The following is a 22,056-nucleotide window of genomic DNA, read 5'->3' as shown; positions in this document are numbered from 1 at the left end:
CCGAGAGGATGCCGGTGACTGAGAACCGTCCGACCGACGGCGTGGTGCGAGTGGGGCTGCTGGGCTGCGGCACGGTCGGCAGCCAGGTGGTGCGTCTGCTCCGGGAGCACGGCGACGACTGGGCGGCGCGCAGCGGCGCCCACCTGGAGCTGGTCGGCATCGCGGTGCGTGACGCGTCCGCGGCGCGGGACCCGTGGGTGCCCCGCGACCTCCTCACCGAGGACGCCGAGGGTCTCGTGGGCCGCGCCGACGTGGTCATCGAGCTCGTCGGAGGGATCGAGCCGGCGCGCACGCTGGTCCTGCGGGCGCTGCGCTCCGGGGCCACGGTCGTCACCGGGAACAAGGCCCTTCTCGCGGCGCACGGGCCGGAGCTGCACGCGGCCGCCGAGGCCGGGGACGCCGACCTGTACTACGAGGCCGCCGTCGCCGGTGCGATCCCCGTGGTCTACGGCCTGCGCGAGTCGCTGGCCGGGGACAAGATCACCGCGGTGCTCGGCATCGTCAACGGCACCACGAACTTCATCCTCGACGAGATGGCCACCCGTGGCGTCGGCTTCGACGAGGCGCTGTCCCAGGCCCAGGCGCTCGGCTACGCCGAGGCCGACCCGACCGCCGACGTCGACGGCCACGACGCCGCCGCGAAGGCCGCGATCCTCGCCTCGCTCGCGTTCCACACGCGGGTGGGCATCGACGACGTCCCCGTGACCGGCATCCGGCACGTCACCGCCGAGGACATCGCCGAGGCCCGCGAGACCGGCCACGTCATCAAGCTGCTCGCCGTCGCGCGCCGCACCGTCATCGACGGCACCGAGGGCATCAGCGTGCGCGTCCATCCGGCCCTCGTGCCCGCCACCCACCCGCTCGCCGCGGTGCACGGGGCGTTCAACGCCGTCGTCGTCGAGTCCGAGTCCGCGGGCCGCCTGATGTTCTACGGCCAGGGGGCCGGCGGGGCACCGACCGCCTCCGCGGTGCTCAGCGACGTCGTCGCGGCCGCGAGCCACAAGGTCCACGGCGGCCACGCGCCGCGCGAGTCCACCTACGCCGAGCTGCCGCTGCACGGCCCCGACGCCACCGCCGCCCGCGCCCAGGTCCAGCTCCGGCTGGCGCACGAGCCCGGCACCCTGGCGGCCGTCGCCGGCGTCTACGGCGAGGAGGGCGTGTCCATCGACAGCGTCCGCCAGCAGCGGTCGGCCGACGGCGTCGCCCGGCTCGCGATCATCAGCGACGTCACCACCGAGGCGGCGCTCGCACGCACGGTGGAGCGCCTGGCCCACGAACCCCGAGTCCAGGAGGTCATCTCGGTGACCCGAGTCGAAGGAGCATGATGGCCCACCAGTGGCGAGGCGTGATCGAGGAGTACCGCGACCGGCTGCCGATCGGGGCGGACGACCCGGTCGTCACCCTCGGCGAGGGCGGCACCCCCCTGGTCGAGGCCCCCGTGCTCGGCGAGCGCACCGGCGCCCGCGTGTGGGTCAAGGTCGAGGGCGCCAACCCGACCGGGTCCTTCAAGGACCGCGGCATGACGATGGCGATGTCCAACGTCGCCGCCACCGGCACCCGCATGGTGGTGTGCGCCTCCACCGGCAACACCTCCGCCTCGGCAGCCGCCTACGCCGTGCGGGCGGGCCTGGGCTGCGCCGTCGTCCTGCCCGCCGGCAAGATCGCCGCCGGCAAGCTCGCGCAGGCCATCGTGCACGGAGCCACCCTCGTGGCCGTCGACGGCAACTTCGACGACTGCCTGCGCATCGCCCGCGACCTCGCGGAGCAGTACCCCGTCGCGCTGGTCAACTCCGTCAACCCATACCGCCTGCAGGGGCAGAAGACCGCTGCGTTCGAGGTGGTCGACGCCCTCGGCGACGCCCCGGACGTCCACGTGCTCCCCGTGGGCAACGCCGGCAACATCTCGGCGTACTGGATGGGCTACAACGAGTACGCCGGGCGCACCACGGCCGCCTCCGTCGACGACGCCGCCACCCGCCTGCCCGCGGTGGCCACGAAGGTGCCGCAGATGTGGGGCGTCCAGGCCGAGGGCGCCGCACCGTTCGTCAAGGGCGCGCGCGTGGAGCACCCCGAGACCGTCGCCACCGCGATCCGGATCGGCAACCCGGCCTCCTGGGACTACGCCGAGGCCGCGCGGGACGACTCCGGCGGCTGGATCGACGCCGTCACCGACGCGCAGATCCTCGACGCCCAGGCGCTGCTGGCGGCCGAGGTCGGGGTCTTCGTCGAGCCGGCGTCGGCGGCGTCGGTGGCCGGGCTGCTGCAGGCTGCCGAGCACGGCAAGGTGCCGGCCGGGGCGCGCATCGTGTGCACGGTGACGGGCAACGGCCTGAAGGACACCGCGACCGCGCTCGGGCACACCGTCGTCGAGCCCGAGGTCATCGCCCCCACGCTCGAGGCCGCCGTCGCGGCCCTGGGCCTGTAACCACCGTGCGGCTCGCACGCGACGTCGTCCGGGTCCGGGTGCCGGCGACGTCCGCGAACCTGGGGCCCGGGTTCGACTCGCTCGGCCTGGCCCTCGGTGTGTGGGACGAGGTGTCCGTCCGCGCCGTCGCCGGGCCGACGACGGTGCGCGTCGTGGGGGAGGGCGACGGCGCCCTGCCCGACGGCGAGGAGCACCTCGTGGTGCGCGCCGTGCGCCTGGGCCTGGACCGGGCGGGCGCCCCCCAGGCCGGCCTGGAGCTGATCTGGGCCACCGCCGAGACCGTCCTGTGGGCGCTGTGGGACGCCGCCGGGCTCGCCGGGCCGTGGCGGGACCGCGCGCTGGCCGGGGGGCCCGGCGCGGACCGGGCGGACGCCGACCTCGACGCCGTGATGGCCCTGTTCCGCGCGGCCGAGCAGTACACCGACCGCACGGTCGGGGGAGGGCCGGCCGGGTTCCTCCAGCACCTGACCGCGCAGGACCTGCCCGCCGACTCCCTTGCCGCGCAGGGCGTGCGGGCCGAGGCGGTGCAGCTGCTCACACCGGCCGCGGCCGCCGGGGAGGAGTGGCAGGTCGTGGTCGTCGCCGGTCTGCAGGAGGACGTCTGGCCCGACCTGCGGCTGCGTGACTCGCTGCTCGGCTCCGGGGCGCTGGCCGACATCGAGGCCGGCCGCTCCCGCGACGGCCGGCGCGCCTACGGCCCGGCCCGCCGGGGCGTCCTCGACGACGAGCTGCGCATGCTCGCCGTGGCAGTCTCCCGCGCCACCCGTCGGCTTCTGGTCACCGCCGTCCTCGACGAGGAGGAACGGCCCTCGACGTTCCTCGACCTCATCGCCCCGGACCTCGACCCGACGGTGGTGCGGAGCGTGCCCCCCGCGTTCGACCTGCGCGGGCTCGTCGCCGAGCTGCGGTCCGCGCTGGAGGAGCCGGTGCTGGACGATGCGGGCGCTGCGCGCCGGGACGCCGCGGCCGGGCTGCTCGCGTACCTCGCGGACCAGGGCGTGCCCGGCGCCGACCCGGCCACGTGGAGCGGGCTGGCGCCGATGAGCACCGACACGCCGCTCCGCCCGTCCGACGCCCCCGTGCCGGTCAGCCCCTCCGGGGTCGAGCAGGCCACCACCTGCGGCCTGCGCTGGGCACTGGAGCAGGCCGGCGGCCGTGGTGAGGCGAGCACGGACCAGTCCGTCGGCTCGCTCCTCCACGAGATCGCCGCGGAGCACCCGCACGGCACCCACGAGGAGCTGTCCCGGGCGCTCGAGGAGCGCTGGGCGGAGCTCGGCATGGGTGACGGCTGGGTCGGGCGCCGCCAGCGGGCCCTGGCGGAGCGGATGATCGAACGGCTGGCCGGTTACCTCGGGTCCGTTCCGGGTGACGTCGACGTCGAGCGGGACTTCGCCGTCGACGTCGGCCGGGCCCGGCTGGCCGGACGGATGGACCGCGTGGAGCACCTCGACGACGGCAGTGTCCGCGTGGTCGACCTCAAGACCTCCGCGAACCCGGTAAGCAGGGAGAAGGCCGAGCAGCACGCGCAGCTCGGCACCTACCAGCTCGCCGTGGACGCCGGCGCCTGGGGTGAGCAGGAGGCCGCCGGAGCGCGGCTCGTCTTCCTCGGCGCGGGGCAGCGTGGAGCCACGCTCCGGGAGCAGAGCGATCTGGAGCAGGCGGCGGACCCCTCGTGGGCGGCGGAACTGGTCGCCCTCGCCGCCGACACCATGGCGGGCGCCGAGTTCGACGCCACGATCAACGACCAGTGCCACCACTGCCCGGTGCGCACCTCCTGCCCCCTGCAGGACGACGGAGGACGGGTGACGCAGTGAACCAGGAGGAGCTGACCCTCGTGCCGACGGCACCCGAGGAGCACGGGAGCGTGGGCCCGCGCTGGTCGGCGGCCGAGATCGCCGACGCCCTCGGTCGTCCGCGGCCCACGCCGGAGCAGACGGAGGTGATCGAGGCGCCGCTGGCACCCCTTCTCGTGGTCGCCGGCGCAGGCTCGGGGAAGACCGAGACCATGTCCTCCCGGGTGGTCTACCTGGTCGCCAACGGTCTCGTCCGGGGCGAGCAGGTGCTCGGGCTGACCTTCACGCGCAAGGCCGCCGCCGAGCTCGCCCACCGCGTTCGCGCCCGCCTCCGGGCGCTGCGCGCGGCCGGACTGACCCCGCCCGCCGAGGACGACGCCGCCCGGTGCCGAGCCCGCGCCGCGTCACGTTGAGGGCACCGGCGGCCGCACCGAGGCGGACGGCCTCGTCCAGACCGGCGCCCCGGGCCAGGGCGACGGCGATCCCGGCGGTCATCGAGTCGCCGGCGCCCTTGTGCTCGCGGATGCTGACGGTCGGAGCCGAGTACAGGCGCGCCTCGTCGTCGGTCACCACGAGCGTCGGGTCGTCCGCGCGGGAGATGACGAGGGCGCGCAGGCCTTCCTCCAGCATCCGCAGCCCGGCGTCGCGGAGGGTGGCGACGTCGGCGTCGTCGGCGAAACCGCCGTCGAGCATCTCCTCGTGGCTGATCTTCAGGACCACCCCCTCCGCCTGGAGGATCTGCCTCACATGGCTGCCGGAGAGGTCGGCGACCACCGGCCTGCCCGCGGCCCGCAGATCCTTGGCGAGCCGGCCGAAGAAGTCGTCGGGGATACCGACGTCGGGGTCGGCGCCGGTGAGGACGGCCAGGTCCACGTCCATCGAGTGGACCAGCATGGTGCCGTACAGGTCGTCCTGCCCGTGCCGGTCCAGGGCCGGGCTGCGCATGACGACGAGCTCCTCCCGCTCGCCGGTGCGGTAGTCGAGGAGGTGCGCCGAGATGTCGGGCGTGCTCGTGGTCCGCAGGTCCAGGCCCTCGGCCCTCGCGAGCGCGGCGGCCGCGACGCCGGCCTCCCCGCCGAAGGGTCCGCAGACGACAGGGTGCGCCCCGAGCGTCTTGGCCATCCGGGCTACCCACAGACCCTGCCCGCCGGCGTGGACGTGCACACGCGGCTCGTCGTTACCGCGCAGGGTCTCGACCGTCACCTCGAGCATGGGCCCGACGGCGAGGACGCTCAGCGTGGGGGTGCCCGGGGTCGCTGTGGTGCGCTCGGTCGGGTCCTCGGACCGCGGCGCGGGCTGGCTCATGGGGGGCGTACTCCTCGCTTCTCGGTGCCGACGTGCTGCTCACCGCAGGCGTGCCGACTGCTGCCGTCGCGCTGCGGTTCCGGCGAGTATCACCGCCCACCGGGGCCGCCGCACCACGGGCCGACCGGGCGCCGCACCACGGTCAGGTCACCCAGCGAACGGGCGGCCGGCCAGCCCAGGCCGTGGCGGGCGGCGAGCGCGAACCCCCTGGCGAGCCGGGCGACGACGACGGCGCCGACCATCCCCGACGTCGAGCTCAGGCTCAGCGCCGCGGCGTAGCCCTCCTCGATGTCGCCGTCGCGCACGGCCCGGTGCAGGCGAGCGATACGGGCGGGGAGCTCGTCGAGGTACCGGCCGGCGAAGTCCCGGGCCGCGGTGCTGCCGAGGTCGTCCTCCAGGATGCGGAGAGCCCCGGGATCGAGCACTGCGCTCATGGGTCCACCTCCTGCTCGACCCTGTCCCCGTCCCGGCGCCCGTCCTTCTCCGGCCCGGACCCGGCCGCGGGCCCTGCCTCCTCGGCCGGGTCCGGCGTCGGGTGCTCTGCCCGGAGCTCCTCGCCGCCCCGGTCCTCGCTCTGGTGCGGCCGGCTCGTCGAGTCATCGACCTCGACGTCCTGCTTCGGACGACGAGCGTCCCGTGCCGCGCCGACCAACTGTAGTGCGGCGTAGCCGAAGAGCAGGACGGCGACGGCGACGATGCCGGTGCTCTTCTGGGTGCCGTCGAGGGCGTTGGCCAGGTAGCCGGCGTAGGGGACGTGGTACCGGACCTCGCCGCGCAGCTGGGTGGCCGTGATCTGCCACGGGTCCGCGGCGTCGTTCGCGTCGCCCTGCGTGGTGAACGAGACGGACCCGTCCGTGCCGATCGAGCGGCTGACGATGCGGTGGGTGACGAGCGTCGGGTCGTCCGGGTACGGCATGAACGTCACGACGTCGCCGATCCGGAGCTGCGCCGCGTCCCGCTCACCCTCCAGCGGCTCGACGACCACCTGGCTGCCGGTGGGGATGGTGGGCTCCATCGAACCGGTGAGGACCGTGAGCGGCACCCAGCCCATGGCGCGCGGAATGACGATGATCGCGAGCGCAAGGGCGGCGAGCACGGCGAGCACGAGCCAGAGAGCGGCGTTGCCGACACGCCGGACGACCGTGCTCATCGGGCAGCACCTCCCTCGACCGGCACGAGCTCGACGAACTCCATGTGCCCCGCCCCGGAGCTGTACCGCATGCGGTAGGCGTTGGTGGCATCGAAGAAGTCACCCTGGAGGCCCGTCGGGTAGACGCGGACCAGGAAGTCCGTCGTGGCGTCGTTCGTCGCGAAGGCTTTGACCTCGTCGGACGTGACGGTGAAGCTCGTCGCGCTTCCTGGCACGGACTTGAGCACCTCCCACACGCCGTTCCGCAGCTGGAGCAGCTGCCAGACCGTGGCGTCGGTGGCGGCCTCGTCCCACGACCACGAGAACTTGAAGGTCTTGACGTTCCCGATGACGCCCAGGTCGTCGGGCGCGAGCGTCACCTGCGGCCGCCACGAGTCGGCGTCGTCCGCGACCGCAGGAAGGTCGACCGGGAGGGAGACCGCGGACGACCATCCGCCCGCGGGCGCCGCTGCGCCGGTCTGAACGAGCGACCACGTCGTCAGTCCGTCGCCCACGGTGCGGTTCTCCCCGGAGATGGGCAGGGTGATCGTCGCGTGGACGGTCGTGCCGCTGTGACCGGGCCCGACCTGCCACCCCGTGAGGGGACTTCCGACAAGACCGGAGCCGGCCGGATCTGCGGAGACGCTGACGGTGACGTCCCGCGCCGGCGTCCCGTCGGCGAGCAGGAACGCGTCGTCGAGGGCGAGGGCCGCGACGAGCGCGTCACCTTCGAGGACCAGGGCGGTGGAGGTCCGGACGACCACGATGTCACCGACGTGCAGCTCGGGTACGTCGGCGAGCGGGCTCTCGGTGCCGTCCCGGTCGACCGTGACGCTGAGCCGGGCGGCGCTCAGCTCGAGTCGTCCGCTGCTCAGCGACGTCCCTGGCACCGTGGCTTCGTCGGACCAGCTGGCATAGGAGGAACCGCCCGGGCTGAGCAGCGCGACGCCGGCCGCGACGGCGGCGGTAGCGCTGATCACGCGGGCGGTCTTCATCTACGGAGCTTTCGTGAGTCGAAGAAGGGGCTGCCCTCCTCGGAACCGCAGGGGGGAGGCTCCGAGGAGGGCGTCTTGAGCCCGGAGGGTGCTCGAGGAGGGTTCTCCTCGGGGCTGGGGGTCGCCCCGAGGAGCCCGTGCTCCTCACTGCTCCAGAGGCGGTGAGGAGTGTCTGTGGTGATCAGACGGCGTTGGGTCCGACCTGGCTCGCGCGCAGCACGACGTTCTTGAGGTTGACCGTCTGAAGCTGGGTCTCGTTCCCGCTCTCGTACGGGAAGACGATCTTCGCCGTCACGACGACGGTCCTCGTACCGACTGCTGCGGTCAGCGGGTCGGTGACGTCGTCCCCGTTCACGGTGAACTCGGCGCTCTGCTCCAGAGCAGCTGCGAGCTCCTCGGAGCCGACGACGCTCGGGTCAGCGAGGTTGGTGCCGAGCGTGTACTCCAGCGCCTCACCCTCCGCCGTCACGTCGACGGTCTGGGTGAAGGTCAGCGTCTCGCCGGGGACGATCCGGTACGTGCCGATCTGGTCGATGGGTCCGGTCGACTCGCTGAACCACGCGCCGCCGGCGGGCGCACCCAGCGTCAGCTGCCCGGATGAGATCTTGCCGGGGTTCACGGTGGCCTCGTCGTACCAGTTCGCGAAGGTCCCACCCCCGCCGGCCAGGAGCGCGACGCCCACGCCGGTGGCGACGAGCGCCTTGGTGAGCTTCGAGCGGGAGCGGGGCTTCTCAGCGGTGGTCGAGGCCATGAGGGAGGGTCCTTGTCGGTGAGGTTCGGTCTCGGCACGGGGTCTTCCGTGCTGCTGGGAGCAGCCTGGCGGCCCGACCTCAACCGGCAGTTCAGAGCACCTTCGTGTCACCTCAAGAAAGGCGCAAGATCCGGACCGGACCCTCAGGTCCGGACACTTCGCTCCGCGACGGCGGGGTCCGGCACGCCCGCAGCAGGCGACGCCGCGGCGACCGCCACCCGGTTCCCGCCGTCGGCCACCGCGTCGCGGGAGAGCTGCCGCGAGACGTCGCAGAGGCGGTCCAGCCCGTACCCGTGGGTGCCCGCACCGGTGATCCCGGCGCTCACGGACAGCCGCAGGCGGCTGCCGGGAACCTCGAGCGGGGAGTCGATCAGCTCCTTGCGCACCTCGTGGGCCCACTCCGCGGCCTGCCCGGCGGTGAAGCCCGGCAGCAGCACCTGGAAGGCCCGGCCGTCCATCGCGTCGCGGCCCATGAGCGCGCGCTTCGGCAGGAGCGTCTGCGCCAGCTCCCCGCACACCACCAGCGCACGGTCGGCGTGCTCCTGCCCGAACGCCACGGCGATCTCGTCGAGGCCCTCCGGGGTCAGCGCCACCAGCGCCACCGGCGCCCCCGCCTCCTCGTGCGCGCGCAGCACGGCCGAGGCCCGGGGGATGAAGGACACGCCCGTCCGCGCACCGGTCATCGGGTCGAAGTTCCTGGCCTCGTCCTGCCGCTCGCGCGCCTGCGTCCCGCGCAGGACGACCATCGAGAACGCCCCGCCGGTCACCAGCAGCACCACGAACAGCGTCGCGACCTCCGTCCCGGCGTACGTGCGGAAGACCGCCGACTCGGGCCCCGCGAGGACGAACAGCACGAGCCGGAACGCGTAGAAGAGTCCGGCGGCGGAGACGAGGGCGCCCAGGAACACCCCCGCCCGGATGCGCCGTGCCGGGCTGCGGACGACCGCGGCGCCGCCGAGCAGAGCCCCGAGCGCGCTGCCCGCCAGCATGACCGACCCGCCTCCCCACGGTCCGCCGTCGGGCCCCGCCACGAGGACGGCGAGCGCCGCGAGGACGGCCGCGGCCGCGGAGATCTCGAAGAGGGACCGGCGGCCGGCGAGTGCGCGGATGCCGTTCCAGATGGCGAAGGTCGTCATGACGCTGCCGGCGTTGCCGATCGCGTTCGCCCACCACAGCTCCGGCACGAGCGCGGTGGCGAGGTAGGTGAGCTCGGTGGTGAGGCCCGCGGCGAAGGCCAGGGACCACAGCCTGTCGACCTCGTCGGCGTCACGGGACCACGCCTCGGTGATGAACAGCACCGACGTGATCGTGATGACCAGCGAGGACAGGACCAGCAGGGTCGTCAGGTCGAGCGTCATCGCCGGCCCCTCGGCAGGTGCACGTCCACGGTGGTGCCCTCCCCCAGCTCGCTGGTCAGCTCGATCCGGCCGCCGTGCGCCTCGACGAGCTGCCGGGAGATGTGGAGCCCGAGCCCCGTTCCCGGCACCGCCCCGCGCCGCACCGTCCGCGCCCGGTAGAACCGCTCGAAGAGGTGCTCCTGGTCCGTCTCGGAGATTCCGATGCCGGTGTCCCGCACGCGCAGGCGCGCCTCGTCGGCACCGACGTCGAGGGAGACGGTCACGGTGCCGCCGGGCTCGGAGTACTTGATGGCGTTGGAGACGATGTTGTCGACCACCTGGGTCAGCCGCATGCGGTCGCCCTCGACGACGCACGGCAGGGTTGCCCGGTTCTCCACGCTCACCGCGTGCTGCGCCGCGCGCGGCCGCTGGCTGTGCACCGCCTCGGCGACGACGTCGCGCAGGTCGACGGGCGTGGCCGTCATGGCGATCTCCCCGGCCTTGGTCTGGGCGGCCGTGAGCAGGTCGCCGATCAGGCGCTGGAGCCGGTCGGTGTTGCGCACGACGACCTCGAGGTGCGCCCGCGCGTCCGCCGGGAGCTCCGGGTCCTCCATCGCCAGCTCGAGATAACCCAGCACGGACGTCAGCGGCGTGCGCAGCTCGTGGGAGACGGAGGAGACGAAGTCCTCCCGCTGGGCGAGCGCGCTCGTCTCGGCCGTGAGGTCCTGGTAGACGACGACGGCTCCCGCCCAGGCGCCGTCCTCGTCCAGGAGCGGGGCGGCCGAGACCCGCAACGCGCGGCGGGTGCCGTCGGCCTCCTGCCAGAAGGTGAGCTCGCGGTCGATGCTCTCCCCGCGGCTCGCCCGCACGAGCGGCGAGCCGTCCCGCCCGAGCGGGGTCACGCCGTCGGCACGGAAGCCGTTGATGCCGGCGTGGGTGACGACCGGGTCGCCGACCTTGTACTTGCCGGCGATGACCTTGGCGTGCGCGCGGTTGATGTGCGTCACCCGCCCGCGGGCGTCCAGGGCCACGACGCCGACGTCGATGGTGTTGAGGATCGCGGTCAGCAGGCGCTGCTGGGCGCGCGCGTCCTGGAGGGTCTCCTCGACGAGCGCGCTCTGGCGGCCGAGGAGGTTCCGGTGCGCGGCCGCGCGCCGCTCCGCGAGGTGCAGGTAGATTCCGGCCGCCACCAGGACGGCCGGGCCGAGCACCTGACGGTTGAGGTCCTTGACCGTGACCTCGACCGGCGTGAGGATCTCCGGCCCCCAGGCCGCCGCGGTACCGAGGACGACCGCGGTGACGACGCCGGGGGCGCCGTACGAGGTGGCCATCCACAGCGCCGGCAGGAGGATGAGGGCGAAGGAGCTGACACCGGCGGCCCCCGCGAAGGCGACGGCGCCGATGTCCATGAGGGGGACGACGCCGGCCGCCCAGCGGGGCAGCCGCTGCCACGGCACGAGCAGGGACAGCGCCGTGGCCCCGACCGTGAGGACCACGGTGACGAAGAAGTAGCCGTCGCCCAGCAGGTCGCCCCGGAAGATCGCGACGCCGAGGATCAGCGCCAGCGTCACCGCGGCGAAGGGCAGCTGGCGGAGGAAGACGGCTGAGGTGGTCTCCGGATGCGCCGCGGCGGCTGGGGCGCTCCGCGACTTACACCATTCTCTATGGCCGACAGGGCCAAAGCTGCAACCTTCAGATTCCGGGTCCGTGGCAGCAATCGGAGTTCGCCAGCAGCGGCGGCGGCTGTCCATCGTTTCACGTGAACGCGGCGTAGAGCCAGAGCGCATCAAAAGCGGCAAGCGCGGAATAGAGTTCGAAACAGGTGTTGTTAGCAACTTCAGTTGAACCTCGTCGGTTCGCGGTCAGCGCTTCGAAGAGTGGCAGCAAGCCTCTTGATTAGGGGATCAGGGACGAACTATGAGGCCAGCAATACGCAGGCGCTGAGAGTCGTGCGCCGGGTTCTTACACTCGGGCGGTTTCACGTGAAACGAACGGCCCTAAGTTTAAAGCGGCAACACGCGCGGCGATGGTGCGACCACTCGTTCCCACAGGAAGGTCCTCGATACTGCGACGTCCGTGAGCCGCAGCGCAGTGTCCCAGCCGTAAGAATGGCACTCTTCCACAACGCTCAGGTGTTCACCTGCCTACTGCCCATACTCGAGTGTCGCCCACTGAACTTCACCCGTTTCAAGCGAAAGGATGGTGAGCTCTGATCGATTGGTGCCGGTAAGCGCCAGCAGAATTTTCAGGCACAATCGCGGGCGCCCCCCAGGCGTCGCTGTTAATGAGCCGGCGCCCTGCGAGCTGGCTACAGCGCTATGGCAAGGTTCAGGGCTATGGAAAGGTTCAGGCACCCTATACACCACGTTTCACGTGAAACGGAATCACGTTGCCTGCTTGAGGGGGGGGGCGTGCCAGCTAGAAGCGGCGCCAGATGGAAGCGAGGGCAATAGGCGACCGCGAGACGAGGCTGGGCGTCTATTCCTCGCATCATCTCTCGGCCGATCGAGCGGCACCGGCACAACTGTCCGGCTGCAGGGGCCTTGCGTGCGCTCGCGGCTCCGTCGGCCTCGGACGTCACGGGCGGGGCCGCGGTCTCGTGGAACCGCCGCGGCCTGGTGCTGCCGCCAGTGCCGGGCACTGTTGACGCAGGATCGGAGGTAGTCGGACCTGTGCGGCACGAGCCGCTCAGGGCGGGGATGGATCACCGCATCGTTCCACGTGGAACGCCCGCCTGTTGCCGATCCGCATACCGGTCTCCGCCCTACTCCCTATCCAATGCCACCGACAACGGAAACGGCCTCTGCACCTGGGATTGACCAAGGCCCGCCGCATCCGTGGCTGCCTCCCGGCAGTCTCTTCCCGAATCGGCATTGTGGGATCCGAACGTAACCCTGGCCGGAGCCGACGTTCCTGATGGAGGAGCATGTTGCTCGACCGCTCCTCTTGGATCCAGCGCTCTCGTCGCCGTTGCTGATCGGCGACCCCTCCCATGAGGGAAGTGCGCTACGAAGGCAAAGTCTGAGCGTCGACGGATCATCGGTTCGTTTCACGTGTAACACCGACTCGCTGTGGACAATGCGGGGGTACAGCGTGGCGTCCATTTACGATGCAGTACAGGCATCACACCGACTGGAGGGGACGCTGTGCCTCACGACGAACGACGCGGCCTGGACAGCATTACCGCAGGTCAGAGCGTTGCTGGCCCAGACGAACGGCGACGAGCCGCCCTCCTGAGGAGCGTCCCCGAGGCCGACGAAACGACCCCACTAGCCGCGCAGCTCGCCGAGGACGTTCGGCGACGGATCAAGTTGCAGGGCGCTACGTTCCCTCGCCCGACAGAGACGCGAGTGTTCACCATCGCCAACCAGAAGGGCGGCGTCGGGAAGACGACGACGACGGTAAACGTCGCGGCTGCTCTGGCGACGGGCGGGCTCAACGTCCTCGTCATTGACAACGATCCCCAGGGCAACGCCTCCACCGCCCTCGGTATCGACCACCATTCCGGAGTGCCCTCGATCTATGACGTCATCATCGATGACGTACCGCTCGGCGACGTGATCCGCCCCTGTGAGTCCGTGCCGGGGCTCTACTGCGCCCCCCGCGACCATTGATCTGTCCGGCGCGGAGATCGAGCTCGTGTCGATGGTGGCCCGCGAGAACCGGCTCCGGAACGCGATCCGTGAGCACTTCGAGTGGCGCGAGCGGGAAGGGCTCGAGCGGTTCGACTATGTCCTTATCGACTGCCCGCCGAGCCTTGGCCTGCTGACGATCAACGCGTTCGTAGCGGCACGTGAAGTGCTCATCCCCATCCAGTGCGAGTACTACGCGCTCGAGGGACTGACGCAGCTCCTGAAGAACATCGAACTGATTCGTGGGCACCTGAACCCAGATCTACACGTGTCGACGATCCTGCTGACGATGTTCGACGGGCGGACGAACCTCGCGCGTGAGGTTGCCGAGGAAGTCCGCTCACACTTCCCGGACGAGACGCTCGAAGCCACGATCCCACGGTCGGTCCGGATCTCCGAGGCACCGAGCTACGGGCAGACGGTCATCACCTACGACGCAGGGTCCAGCGGTTCGCTCGCGTACCGAGAGGCCGCCCAGGAGGTAGCGGAGCGGGGCGCCCTGCCCACCGCGGACCACCTACCGCGTGGTCAGAACACGGCTGCGGCCGAGAAGGAGAACCGATGAGCGAGAAGCGACGGGGCCTCGGACGCGGGATCGGGGCACTGATCCCCAGCGCTCCTACGCAACCCGCTGCGGAGGCCGCGCCCGACGCCAACCAGGCAACCACGGCGACCATGCCGCGCCCGATGGATGTCTTCTTCCCGTCCTCGACCACCTCGGCGCCGTCGGCCGAAGAGGTGCCGACGAACGACGCCCGTCCCGTGGAACCGCGGTCGTCGTCGCAGCGGCGGACGAGCCGATCGTCGGCGGCGCGTTCCCTCATGGAGCCGGACAAGTCTCGTTCCCGGTCCAAGAGCGGCACCTCCCGGAAGCGAACCACGGCACAGAGGCCCGTGCGCACCGATGAGGCGACCGGGCCGGTCGGAGGTTCGCCGGAAGAGCCCGTCGCGCGTACGCCAGAGGAGTCCGTCGAGACCGGGCGGCCCGGGGCTGTCCCGCCCGACGCGGGCCAGGACACGACGGAGACGCTGGTGCCGCCGGCGATGCCGGAGCGGACAGTCCCCGGATCGACGGAGAGGGCTGAGGCGACGCCGATCCGTGAGACGGCTGAGGCGACGCTGATTCGTGAGACGGCGGAGAGTGCTGGGACGACACCGGTCCGCGAGACGGCGGAGAGCGAGGCCGGCGAGACCCGCGGCGGTGAGGCGACTGAGGGCGAGCCGTCTCTCCCGCCCGCCGCGACGACGGAGGCGGCGACTCCGAGCGGCGCGGCCGCGGGTGAGACGCCGACCCGGGTGGAGCAGCCGGCGCAGGTGGAGCAGCCGGACGACGACGGCCTCCTGCCGGTCCCGGGCGCGTCGTTCGCCGAGCTTCCCGTCGAGCTCATCGTTCCGAACACCCGGCAACCCCGGCAGGTCTTCGACGAGGAGGACCTGGACGAGCTCGCGGCCTCCATCCGTGAGGTCGGCGTGCTCCAGCCGGTCGTTGTGCGGCCGCTGCAGGGCGCTTCAGCGGACGGCCCGCAGTACGAGCTGATCATGGGCGAACGGCGGTGGCGCGCTTCCAAGCGGGCAGGGAACGACACCGTGCCGGCCGTCATCCGGGAGACGGAGGACGGTCAGCTCCTCCGTGACGCGCTGCTCGAGAACCTTCATCGTGCGGACCTGAACCCGCTCGAGGAGGCGGCCGCCTACCAGCAGCTCCTCGAGGACTTCGGCTGCACCCACGACGAGCTCGCCTCCCGTATCGCGCGGTCACGACCGCAGATCTCGAACACGTTGCGCCTGATGAAGCTCCCCCCCGCTCGTGCAGCGGCGGGTCGCTGCAGGTGTGCTGTCGGCCGGGCACGCGCGTGCACTGCTCGGCCTGTCCGACGGCGCCGCGATGGAGCGCCTGGCGCAGAAGATCGTGGCCGAAGGCCTCAGCGTGCGTGCGACGGAGGAGATCGTCGCCCTCGGCGACGAGCCGGTGGCCCCCGAGATGCGGCGCCGTCCGCGTCCGAGCGCGCACGCCGAGGACCTGAACCGCCTGGCGACGCGCCTGGCGGACCGCCTCGACACCCGCGTGAAGGTCAATCTCGGCCAGCGGAAGGGACGGATCGCGATCGAGTTCGCGAGCGTCGAGGACCTGAACCGGATCCTCGACGTCCTCGCACCGGGCGAGGACCACGTTCCGGCGAACTGAGGCGATGCCCTGAGACGAGCCGGTAACCCCCGTCCGAGGCCGGACGGGGGCTCCTCTCGTCGGTCCGAGGCCGCGGGCATGCCCTGACCACGTCGAGGCGGGGTCCGGTGCGTCCTCGGGCGCCGCCCGGGTCAGCTGCGCCGGGCCGCCCGCACCAACGCCACGTACAGCTCCCCGACACCTGCCTCGTCGGCCTGGGCCGCCTGCGGGAACAACGACGTCTCGGTCATGCCTGGCGCGACGTTGATGTCCAGGAACCAGGCCACGCCGTCGTCGTCCAGGATCATGTCGGTTCGCGACAGGTGTCGAAGACCGAGCTCTCGGTGAACCGCCACCGCCAGTTCCTGGACCGTGCGTGCGCGTGCCTCGTCGAGGCGGGCCGGGACGAAGTACTCGCTACGTCCGGGGTTGTAACGCGCGTCGTAGTCGTACGGGCCGTCGGTGACGATCTCGACGGCGGGCAGGGCACGGGGCCCGTCTCCGAGGTCGACGACGGACACGGCCACCTCGGTTCCCAGGACTGCTCGCTCGAGGAGCGCCTCGTCGCCGTACGCGAAGCACGCGACCATCGCCTCGGGCAGGTCCTCGGACCGCTCGACGACGGTCACCCCCAGCGCGGAGCCGCCGCCGGCGGGCTTGACCACGAGCGGAAGCCCGAGCCGGCGCTCGACGGCGGCGAGCAGGGTCCGGGCACCTACCTCCCGGAACAGCGACTGCGGCAGCGCGGCGTGGTCCGGCGTCGGGAGACCGGCCTGGCGCAGGAGCGCCTTGGCGACCGGCTTCTGCGACGCGAGCCGGCACGCGGCCGCCTCGCTCCCCACGAAGGGCAGGCCCAGCAGACCCAGCAGGTCCTGGAGCGACCCGTCCTCGCCGGTCGACCCGTGCACCAGCGGCCACACGACGTCGGGCCGGAGCTGCTCCAGGCGGGGCACCAGATTCGCGTCCACGTCCAGCACGTGCACCCTGACCCCCTCGTCGCGCAGGACACCCGCGACGCGGCGCCCCGAGCGCAGGGACACGTCACGCTCGTGGGACAGGCCTCCCGCGAGGATGGCGACGGTGAGCTCGGGGCTGGGCTGGTCGGACATCGATACCTCTTCCTCAGACCTGGTCCGGTGACGGGAACTCGACGGAGTCGCCGACGCGGCCGTGCGGCGCGGTGCCGAACATCCTCACCAGCTCGCTCTCGGCGTGGACGACCGTCGCGAGACGACGCACGCCCTCCCGGATGCGCTCCGGCGTCGGGTAGCAGAAGGACAGGCGCACGTGGTCGCGGCCCTGCCCGTCGGCGTAGAAGGCGGTGCCGGAGACGTAGGCGACGAGGTTGGTCACGGCGCGAGGCAGCATGGCCTGGGCGTCGAGCCCCTCGGGGAGGGTCACCCAGGTGTAGAAGCCGCCGTCCGGGACGGTCCAGGAGCACTCAGGCATGAACTCGGCGAGCGCGCCGAGCATGGCGTCGCGCCGCTCGCGGTACATCTGCCGGTACTGCTTGACCTGCCCGTACCAGTCGTAGGTGGACAGGTAGGTGGCGATGGAGAGCTGGCCCATCATCGTGGGCGAGAGGATCGCGGACTCGCTGGCGAGCACGAGCTTCTCGCGGACGGCGTGCGGCGCGAGCGCCCACCCCACCCGGTACCCGGGCGCGAACGTCTTCGAGAACGACCCCAGGTACACCACGCCGTCGGCGTCGAGGCTCTTCAGCGCGGGCAGCGGGTCGGCGTCGAAGCCGAGGAGGCCGTACGGGTTGTCCTCCAGGACGAGGACGTGGTGGCGACGGCAGATCTCCACGATCTGCGGGCGGCGCTCGAGCGAGAGCGTGACCCCGGCGGGGTTGTGGAAGTTCGGCACCGTGTACAGGAACTTGACGGTCCGCCCCGCCCGCTCGAGCTCCGTGAGCGTGCGGTCGAGCTCCGCGGGCACCAGTCCGTCGTCGTCCATCGGGACGTGGACGACGTCGGCCTGGTAGGCGCGGAAGACGCCGAGCGCACCCACGTAGCTGGGCGCCTCCGCCACGACGACGTCGCCCGGGTTGATGAAGATCTCGGTCACCAGGTCGAGGGCCTGCTGCGAGCCGGTGGTCACGACGACGTCGTCGGGGTGCGCGTGGACGTGGTCGTAGCGCATGACCTCGACGATCTGCTCGCGCAGCTCCTCCTCGCCCTGGCCGCCGCCGTACTGCAGCGCCCGCGCCCCGCGTTCCCGGAGCAGCTTGGCGGTCATCTCGGCGAGGAAGTCGAGCGGGAGCCCGTCGATGTTCGGCATGCCGCCGGCGAGCGAGACCACCTCGGGGCGGTTGGCGACGGCGAACAGGGACCGCACCTCCGAGGCGCGCATCCCGTGGGCCCGGTCGGCGTAGCTGGAGAACCAGGGGTCGAGCCGGGTGCCGGCGCGGGCGGCGGCAGCGGCGGCGACGTCGTGCCCGCTGTGCTCGCCCTGCCCTGCTTGCGCACCCTGTGCGTTCATTCCCAGTCTCCCTGACGTCGTCCCGACGGTGGCGCGGCTCGTCACCGTCCCGTGCAGTCTGCCACCGCCGCGGGCGGCGCCGTCGCGCGCGACGCCGGTTGGGCGCGTCGGCGTCGCGTCGGAGCGGGCCGCCCCGGGCCCGAGCCGCCGTACGGCAACGTCGACGCCCCCGTCTCCGCGGCGTGGCGGTGACGGGGGCGTCGACGAGCTGGACGCGGACGTCGCTCAGGACTCCTCGCGGGCGACGCTCAGGAGAGGAACTCCGAGAGCTGCTCGGTGAACGCCTTCTTCGGCTTACCGCCGACGATCGACTTCACGAGCTCGCCGTTCTGGTAGACGTGAACGTCGGGATCGAGACGATGCCGTAACGCTGCGCGGTCGCGGGGGTTGGCGTCGGTGTCGAGCTTGACGAACTTCATCCTGTCGCCGTGCGCGGCCGCGATCTCGTCGATGATCGGCGCCATCTGGCGGCACGGGGCGCACCAGGTGGCCCAGAAGTCGACGAGGACGGGACGGTCGGAGCTGAGGACCTCCGCGTCGAACGTCGCGTCGGTGACGTCGCTGACGGTGCTCATGGGTTCCTTTCGGTCGGGTGCCTGAGGGTGGAGGGGCGAGCGGGCCGGCACCAGACGTGGGCCGCGCGTGCGCACGCCTCAGACGAGGACGGCGCCCTGCGGGGTCTGGGAGGCGTCGGTACCGGGCTCGCCCGCCTCGTCGAGCCTGGCGAGGTAGCGCTCGGCGTCCAGGGCGGCGGAGCAGCCCGTGCCGGCGGCCGTGATCGCCTGGCGGTAGATGTGGTCCACCGCGTCGCCGCAGGCGAAGACGCCGGGGACGTTGGTGGCCGTGGTCGGGTGGTCGACGACGATGTAACCCTCGTCGTCGAGCTTGACGTGCCCCTCGAGGATCTGCGTGCGCGGGTCGTGGCCGATGGCCACGAAGATGCCCGTGGCGTCGATCTGCCGCGTCTCGCCGGTGACGGTGTCGCGGAGGGTCGCGCCGGTGACCTTCTCGTCGCCGTGGATCTCCGCGACCTCGCTGTTCCAGGCGAACTCGATCTTCTCGTTGGCCAGGGCGCGCTCGGCCATGATCTTGCTGGCGCGCAGCTCGTCGCGGCGGTGCACGACGGTGACCTTCTCGACGAACCGGGTCAGGAAGGTGGCCTCCTCCATCGCGGAGTCGCCACCGCCGACCACGAGGACGTGCTGGTTGCGGAAGAAGAACCCGTCGCAGGTGGCGCACCACGACACCCCGCGCCCGGAGTACTTCTTCTCGCCCTCCAGGCCGAGCTCGCGGTAGGCCGACCCGTTCGCGAGGATCACCGCGCGGGCGGCGAAGGTCTCGTCGTCGTCCGTGGTGACGGTCTTGACGTCCCCGGACAGGTCGACGGCGACGACGTCCTCGTAGCGGACCTCGGCGCCGAAGCGCTCGGCCTGCTTCTGCATGTTCTCCATCAGCTCCGGGCCGAGGATGCCCTCGGGGAAGCCGGGGAAGTTCTCCACCTCGGTGGTGTTCATCAGCGCGCCGCCGGCGGTCACGGAGCCGGCGAACACGACGGGCCGCAGGTTCGCCCGCGCGGCGTACACGGCCGCGGTGTACCCGGCAGGGCCGGACCCCACGATGATGACGTCGCGGACCTCGGGCGTGTTCTGCTGTGCAGCCATGATCTTCCTCACGTGATTGGGACTTCTACGTCCTTCAACCGATGGTAGGCGGCCGATGTTCCCGACGCCCTGCGACCTCGGTCTCAGGCTCGTCAGCCGACGCGCACCTCGGCGAGCTCGATGCGGTTCTTGCCGTCGGACTCGGCCACCGGGAGGCGCGGGAACCACAGCACGATGCTGTCCGTCTCCACCGGATCGAACCTGAACACGGTGCCCGGCCCCATCTCGCCCTCGGCGAGTACGTCGCCGCCGGTGGGGGCGTCCGCCGAGGTGGCGCGCACCTGGACCAGTCCGCCCGTGCCCCGCAGGTCCACCTCGACGGCGCTGACCTCGGCGCGCTGCTGGAGCGTGATCGCGAGCCCGATGCCGGTCTTCATGCCGTACTCGGGATTGACGTAGGAGCGCGAGCGCCAGTACGTCGCCGGGTCACCGTCCATGGCTCGCGCGGCGAGGTCCGGGTTCTCGCCGCCGTCGCCCTCGGGGTCGAGCGGGGCGAGCGAGGCGATGGCCGGCGGGCCCGCGGCAGGCTCCTGGGTGGTGGCCGTCTCCTCGGGCGTCGGCTCCGCCGTCGGGCTGGGCTCGGCGCTCGCCGTCGGAGCGGGGTTGTTGCGCGGCAGGGCGACGGGCTCGGGCGGGGCGAGCAGCGTCCGGGTGGCGACGAGGAAGAGCACGAGCACCAGCGCCGCGACGGCCACGAGGACGACCGGTGTGGGGTTGATCCGGCGCTCGGCGAAGGGCACCTCGGGGCCGTCGACGGCGGAGAGGAGGTCCTCGTCGTACGCGGGCCGCGTGGGGATCGGAGCGGTGTCCGGGCGCGTCCGGCCGGTCTCGCCCGCGGCCGCCACCTTCTCCCTGCCGGCGACGACGGCGGAGCCGACGGTCCCGCGCGTCGCCGCGGCCGCGGTGCGGGTGCTCTCGGCCGCCCTGCGGGCACCCTCCTTCGTGCCCTCCGCAGCCTTGCGCGCGCCGTGCTTCACCGACTCGACGGTGGAGCCGGCGATGGCCGCGAGAGCGGCGAACGGGCCAGGGTTCTTCGTGTGGCGGACCGATGAGGTCCCGAGGGCGTCGTCGGGGACGTCAAGGAATCTGCGGGAAGCCGGGCGGCTGCGCCGGGTGCGCGGGCGGTTGCGGTGTCCACGTGAGCTTTCGCGGGGCCGGCGGTGTTGCGGGGCGGTCGGCCGCCGTCCGCCGCGGCACAACCGGCGCCCGGCCGGGGCTGTCTGAGGGGCGGCTCCTTCTGAGGCCGCGATCAGCCCGGCGGCGGGACCTCGCCGGGCGCGGAACGGCACTCTCCGGATAATGGGCCGGACGCGCGCGACGGTCGCGCCGGGATCGGAGTAGCTGTGCCAAGCCTGACCCTGCTCGCCACGGGCGGCACCATCGCCACGCGCTCCGGCGCCGCCGGCCGGGTCTCGCGGCCACCGGCGCCGAGCTGCTCGACCGCGCCCGCGACGTGTGGGGCCTGGACGCCGACGTGGAGGTCGTGGACGTGGAGGGGCTCGTGTCGTCGGCGCTGACCCTCCCCAGGGCGCTGGGCCTCGTCGCGTCCGTCCGTGACGCGCTGGTCCGCTCCGACGGCGTCGTGGTCACGCACGGCACCGACACCATGGAAGAGACCGCCTTCCTCCTCGCGCTGGCCCTCGGCCCGTCCGCCCCGGTCACCCTCACCGGCGCACAACGTCCCTTCGACGACGCCGCACCGGACGGTCCCCGCAACCTCGCCGCCGCTCTCGCCTGGGCCGGGAACCCCGCTGCGGCCCGGACCGGGGTCACCATCACCTTCGCCGACGCCGTGCTGCCCGCGATCGGCGTCCGCAAGGCCAGGAGCCTCGGCCTCGAGGCGTTCGCGGCGCCGACCCGCGGGCCGATCGGCCACGTCGACGAGACAGGCGTGCGCCGCCACGCCCTGCCCGCGATCCCGGAGGCGCTCCTGCCGCCGGACGTGACGGACCTGCCGCGGGTCGCCGTCGTGCCGCAGTACCTCGGCGCCGACGCCGCCGACGTCGAGGCAGCGGTGCACGCCGGTGCCCGGGGCCTGGTCGTCGCCGGGTTCGGCGCCGGGAACACCACCCCACCGGTGACGGCGGCCCTCGTGGAGCTGCTGGGGAGAGGCGTGCCGGTCGTCGTCACCTCACGGACCGGCTCCGGTGCCGTGGCGGGTCTGTACGCGGGAGGCGGCGCGGACCTCGCCGCCGCCGGTGCTGTGATGGCCGGCGACCTCTCCCACTGGCAGGCGCGGCTGCTGCTCGCGGCGGTGCTCGGCACGGAGGACGACGCGGCGGAGGACTGGGCGACCCGCACCCGCCGCTGGCTCGCCGACGCGGGCGCGACGCCGCCGCCACCTCCGCGAGACGGCTCCACGGGGCGCAAGTAGCCTCGG

The 22,056-nt window shown here is 72.5% G+C and carries 17 protein-coding genes and 3 pseudogenes; 7 read left to right on the top strand and 13 right to left on the bottom strand.

Annotated features, from left to right (window positions below):
* Nucleotides 1-8 precede the first annotated feature (8 nt).
* From DA06_RS15395 to DA06_RS15380, 4 genes and pseudogenes are all read left to right on the top strand, one after another.
* Nucleotides 9-1,325 (top strand): homoserine dehydrogenase, encoded by a 1,317-nt coding sequence (locus DA06_RS15395; protein WP_052436821.1) that lies wholly within the window; start codon nucleotides 9-11, stop codon nucleotides 1,323-1,325.
* Nucleotides 1,325-2,425, top strand: a complete 1,101-nt coding sequence (gene thrC, locus DA06_RS15390) for a threonine synthase (protein ID WP_043501673.1) — start codon at nucleotides 1,325-1,327, stop codon at nucleotides 2,423-2,425. Before DA06_RS15395 ends, thrC begins: the two co-directional genes overlap by 1 nt.
* A gap of 5 nt (nucleotides 2,426-2,430) precedes the next feature.
* Complete coding sequence (locus DA06_RS15385; RefSeq protein WP_418605402.1) at nucleotides 2,431-4,239, top strand: PD-(D/E)XK nuclease family protein; 1,809 nt, start codon at nucleotides 2,431-2,433, stop codon at nucleotides 4,237-4,239.
* A gap of 20 nt (nucleotides 4,240-4,259) precedes the next feature.
* A pseudogene (locus DA06_RS15380) lies at nucleotides 4,260-4,592 on the top strand (UvrD-helicase domain-containing protein); the annotation flags it as partial.
* On the opposite strand, the gene DA06_RS15375 reads toward DA06_RS15380, so the two are convergent.
* The 8 genes from DA06_RS15375 to DA06_RS15340 all read right to left on the bottom strand — a co-directional run bounded on the left by DA06_RS15375 (nucleotide 4,501) and on the right by DA06_RS15340 (nucleotide 11,622).
* Nucleotides 4,501-5,523, bottom strand: coding sequence for a PfkB family carbohydrate kinase (locus tag DA06_RS15375; RefSeq protein ID WP_418605400.1), 1,023 nt, complete (start codon nucleotides 5,521-5,523; stop codon nucleotides 4,501-4,503). The pseudogene DA06_RS15380 and the gene DA06_RS15375 sit on opposite strands and share 92 nt — an antisense overlap.
* 89 nt (nucleotides 5,524-5,612) lie before the next feature.
* On the bottom strand, nucleotides 5,613-5,957 hold the full coding sequence (locus tag DA06_RS15370) for an Hpt domain-containing protein (protein ID WP_418605399.1): 345 nt from the start codon (nucleotides 5,955-5,957) through the stop codon (nucleotides 5,613-5,615).
* On the bottom strand, nucleotides 5,954-6,673 hold the full coding sequence (locus DA06_RS15365) for a signal peptidase I (protein WP_052436818.1): 720 nt from the start codon (nucleotides 6,671-6,673) through the stop codon (nucleotides 5,954-5,956). The genes DA06_RS15370 and DA06_RS15365 overlap by 4 nt, the downstream gene beginning before the upstream one ends.
* Nucleotides 6,670-7,647 carry a hypothetical protein gene (locus DA06_RS15360; RefSeq protein ID WP_043501652.1) on the bottom strand — a complete coding sequence of 326 codons (978 nt, stop codon included), beginning with the start codon at nucleotides 7,645-7,647 and terminating at the stop codon, nucleotides 6,670-6,672. Before DA06_RS15360 ends, DA06_RS15365 begins: the two co-directional genes overlap by 4 nt.
* 181 nt (nucleotides 7,648-7,828) lie before the next feature.
* The gene (locus DA06_RS15355; protein ID WP_052436817.1) at nucleotides 7,829-8,398 is read right to left on the bottom strand and encodes an alternate-type signal peptide domain-containing protein; all 570 of its coding nucleotides are present in this window, start codon (nucleotides 8,396-8,398) and stop codon (nucleotides 7,829-7,831) included.
* 143 nt (nucleotides 8,399-8,541) lie between these two features.
* Nucleotides 8,542-9,756, bottom strand: a complete 1,215-nt coding sequence (locus tag DA06_RS15350; protein ID WP_043501649.1) for a GGDEF domain-containing protein — start codon at nucleotides 9,754-9,756, stop codon at nucleotides 8,542-8,544.
* Complete coding sequence (locus DA06_RS15345; RefSeq protein WP_418605397.1) at nucleotides 9,753-11,306, bottom strand: sensor histidine kinase; 1,554 nt, start codon at nucleotides 11,304-11,306, stop codon at nucleotides 9,753-9,755. The genes DA06_RS15350 and DA06_RS15345 overlap by 4 nt, the downstream gene beginning before the upstream one ends.
* Before the next feature lie 184 nt (nucleotides 11,307-11,490).
* Nucleotides 11,491-11,622: a hypothetical protein gene (locus DA06_RS15340; RefSeq protein WP_418605396.1), complete on the bottom strand. Its 132-nt coding sequence runs from the start codon at nucleotides 11,620-11,622 to the stop codon at nucleotides 11,491-11,493.
* 1,418 nt (nucleotides 11,623-13,040) lie between these two features.
* On the opposite strand from DA06_RS15340, the pseudogene DA06_RS15335 reads away from it, so the two are divergent.
* Both DA06_RS15335 and DA06_RS15330 read left to right on the top strand, forming a co-directional pair.
* Nucleotides 13,041-13,932, top strand: a pseudogene (locus DA06_RS15335) (ParA family protein).
* Nucleotides 13,933-14,411: 479 nt separating this feature from the next.
* A pseudogene (locus DA06_RS15330) lies at nucleotides 14,412-15,552 on the top strand (ParB/RepB/Spo0J family partition protein).
* Nucleotides 15,553-15,683: 131 nt separating this feature from the next.
* On the opposite strand, the gene DA06_RS15325 reads toward DA06_RS15330, so the two are convergent.
* The 5 genes from DA06_RS15325 to DA06_RS15305 form a co-directional block, all read right to left on the bottom strand.
* Nucleotides 15,684-16,640, bottom strand: a complete 957-nt coding sequence (locus DA06_RS15325; RefSeq protein ID WP_043501639.1) for a D-alanine--D-alanine ligase family protein — start codon at nucleotides 16,638-16,640, stop codon at nucleotides 15,684-15,686.
* 13 nt (nucleotides 16,641-16,653) lie between these two features.
* Nucleotides 16,654-18,015, bottom strand: coding sequence for a PLP-dependent aminotransferase family protein (locus tag DA06_RS15320; protein WP_043501636.1), 1,362 nt, complete (start codon nucleotides 18,013-18,015; stop codon nucleotides 16,654-16,656).
* A gap of 248 nt (nucleotides 18,016-18,263) precedes the next feature.
* Nucleotides 18,264-18,590, bottom strand: a complete 327-nt coding sequence (locus tag DA06_RS15315) for a thioredoxin family protein (protein WP_043501634.1) — start codon at nucleotides 18,588-18,590, stop codon at nucleotides 18,264-18,266.
* A 78-nt stretch (nucleotides 18,591-18,668) separates the two neighbouring features.
* Nucleotides 18,669-19,676 carry a thioredoxin-disulfide reductase gene (gene trxB / locus DA06_RS15310; RefSeq protein WP_043501644.1) on the bottom strand — a complete coding sequence of 336 codons (1,008 nt, stop codon included), beginning with the start codon at nucleotides 19,674-19,676 and terminating at the stop codon, nucleotides 18,669-18,671.
* Between the two features lie 92 nt (nucleotides 19,677-19,768).
* Nucleotides 19,769-20,653 (bottom strand): hypothetical protein, encoded by an 885-nt coding sequence (locus DA06_RS15305; protein WP_052436814.1) that lies wholly within the window; start codon nucleotides 20,651-20,653, stop codon nucleotides 19,769-19,771.
* Nucleotides 20,654-21,108: 455 nt separating this feature from the next.
* Here DA06_RS15305 and DA06_RS15300 point away from each other — a divergent pair, with 455 nt between their 5' ends.
* Nucleotides 21,109-22,050 (top strand): asparaginase, encoded by a 942-nt coding sequence (locus DA06_RS15300; protein ID WP_418608036.1) that lies wholly within the window; start codon nucleotides 21,109-21,111, stop codon nucleotides 22,048-22,050.
* Nucleotides 22,051-22,056 lie beyond the last annotated feature (6 nt).

The sequence above is a fragment of the Georgenia sp. SUBG003 genome (assembly GCF_000715355.2).
In the GTDB taxonomy this organism is placed as follows: domain Bacteria; phylum Actinomycetota; class Actinomycetes; order Actinomycetales; family Actinomycetaceae; genus Georgenia.
Note: the sequence above shows the minus strand (reverse complement) of the source record. Positions and strands in the feature narration are given on the sequence as shown.

What these genes read in the sequence shown, in the direction of transcription:
- DA06_RS15375 (WP_418605400.1), bottom strand. Translation starts at nt 5,523, where the DNA reads ATGAGCCAGCCCGCGCCGCGGTCCGAGGACCCGACCGAGCGCACCACA.
- DA06_RS15315 (WP_043501634.1), bottom strand. Translation starts at nt 18,590, where the DNA reads ATGAGCACCGTCAGCGACGTCACCGACGCGACGTTCGACGCGGAGGTC.
- DA06_RS15320 (WP_043501636.1), bottom strand. Translation starts at nt 18,015, where the DNA reads ATGAACGCACAGGGTGCGCAAGCAGGGCAGGGCGAGCACAGCGGGCAC.
- DA06_RS15355 (WP_052436817.1), bottom strand. Translation starts at nt 8,398, where the DNA reads ATGGCCTCGACCACCGCTGAGAAGCCCCGCTCCCGCTCGAAGCTCACC.
- DA06_RS15360 (WP_043501652.1), bottom strand. Translation starts at nt 7,647, where the DNA reads ATGAAGACCGCCCGCGTGATCAGCGCTACCGCCGCCGTCGCGGCCGGC.
- DA06_RS15395 (WP_052436821.1), top strand. Translation starts at nt 9, where the DNA reads ATGCCGGTGACTGAGAACCGTCCGACCGACGGCGTGGTGCGAGTGGGG.
- DA06_RS15370 (WP_418605399.1), bottom strand. Translation starts at nt 5,957, where the DNA reads ATGAGCGCAGTGCTCGATCCCGGGGCTCTCCGCATCCTGGAGGACGAC.
- DA06_RS15350 (WP_043501649.1), bottom strand. Translation starts at nt 9,756, where the DNA reads ATGACGCTCGACCTGACGACCCTGCTGGTCCTGTCCTCGCTGGTCATC.
- thrC (WP_043501673.1), top strand. Translation starts at nt 1,325, where the DNA reads ATGGCCCACCAGTGGCGAGGCGTGATCGAGGAGTACCGCGACCGGCTG.
- DA06_RS15325 (WP_043501639.1), bottom strand. Translation starts at nt 16,640, where the DNA reads ATGTCCGACCAGCCCAGCCCCGAGCTCACCGTCGCCATCCTCGCGGGA.
- trxB (WP_043501644.1), bottom strand. Translation starts at nt 19,676, where the DNA reads ATGGCTGCACAGCAGAACACGCCCGAGGTCCGCGACGTCATCATCGTG.
- DA06_RS15365 (WP_052436818.1), bottom strand. Translation starts at nt 6,673, where the DNA reads ATGAGCACGGTCGTCCGGCGTGTCGGCAACGCCGCTCTCTGGCTCGTG.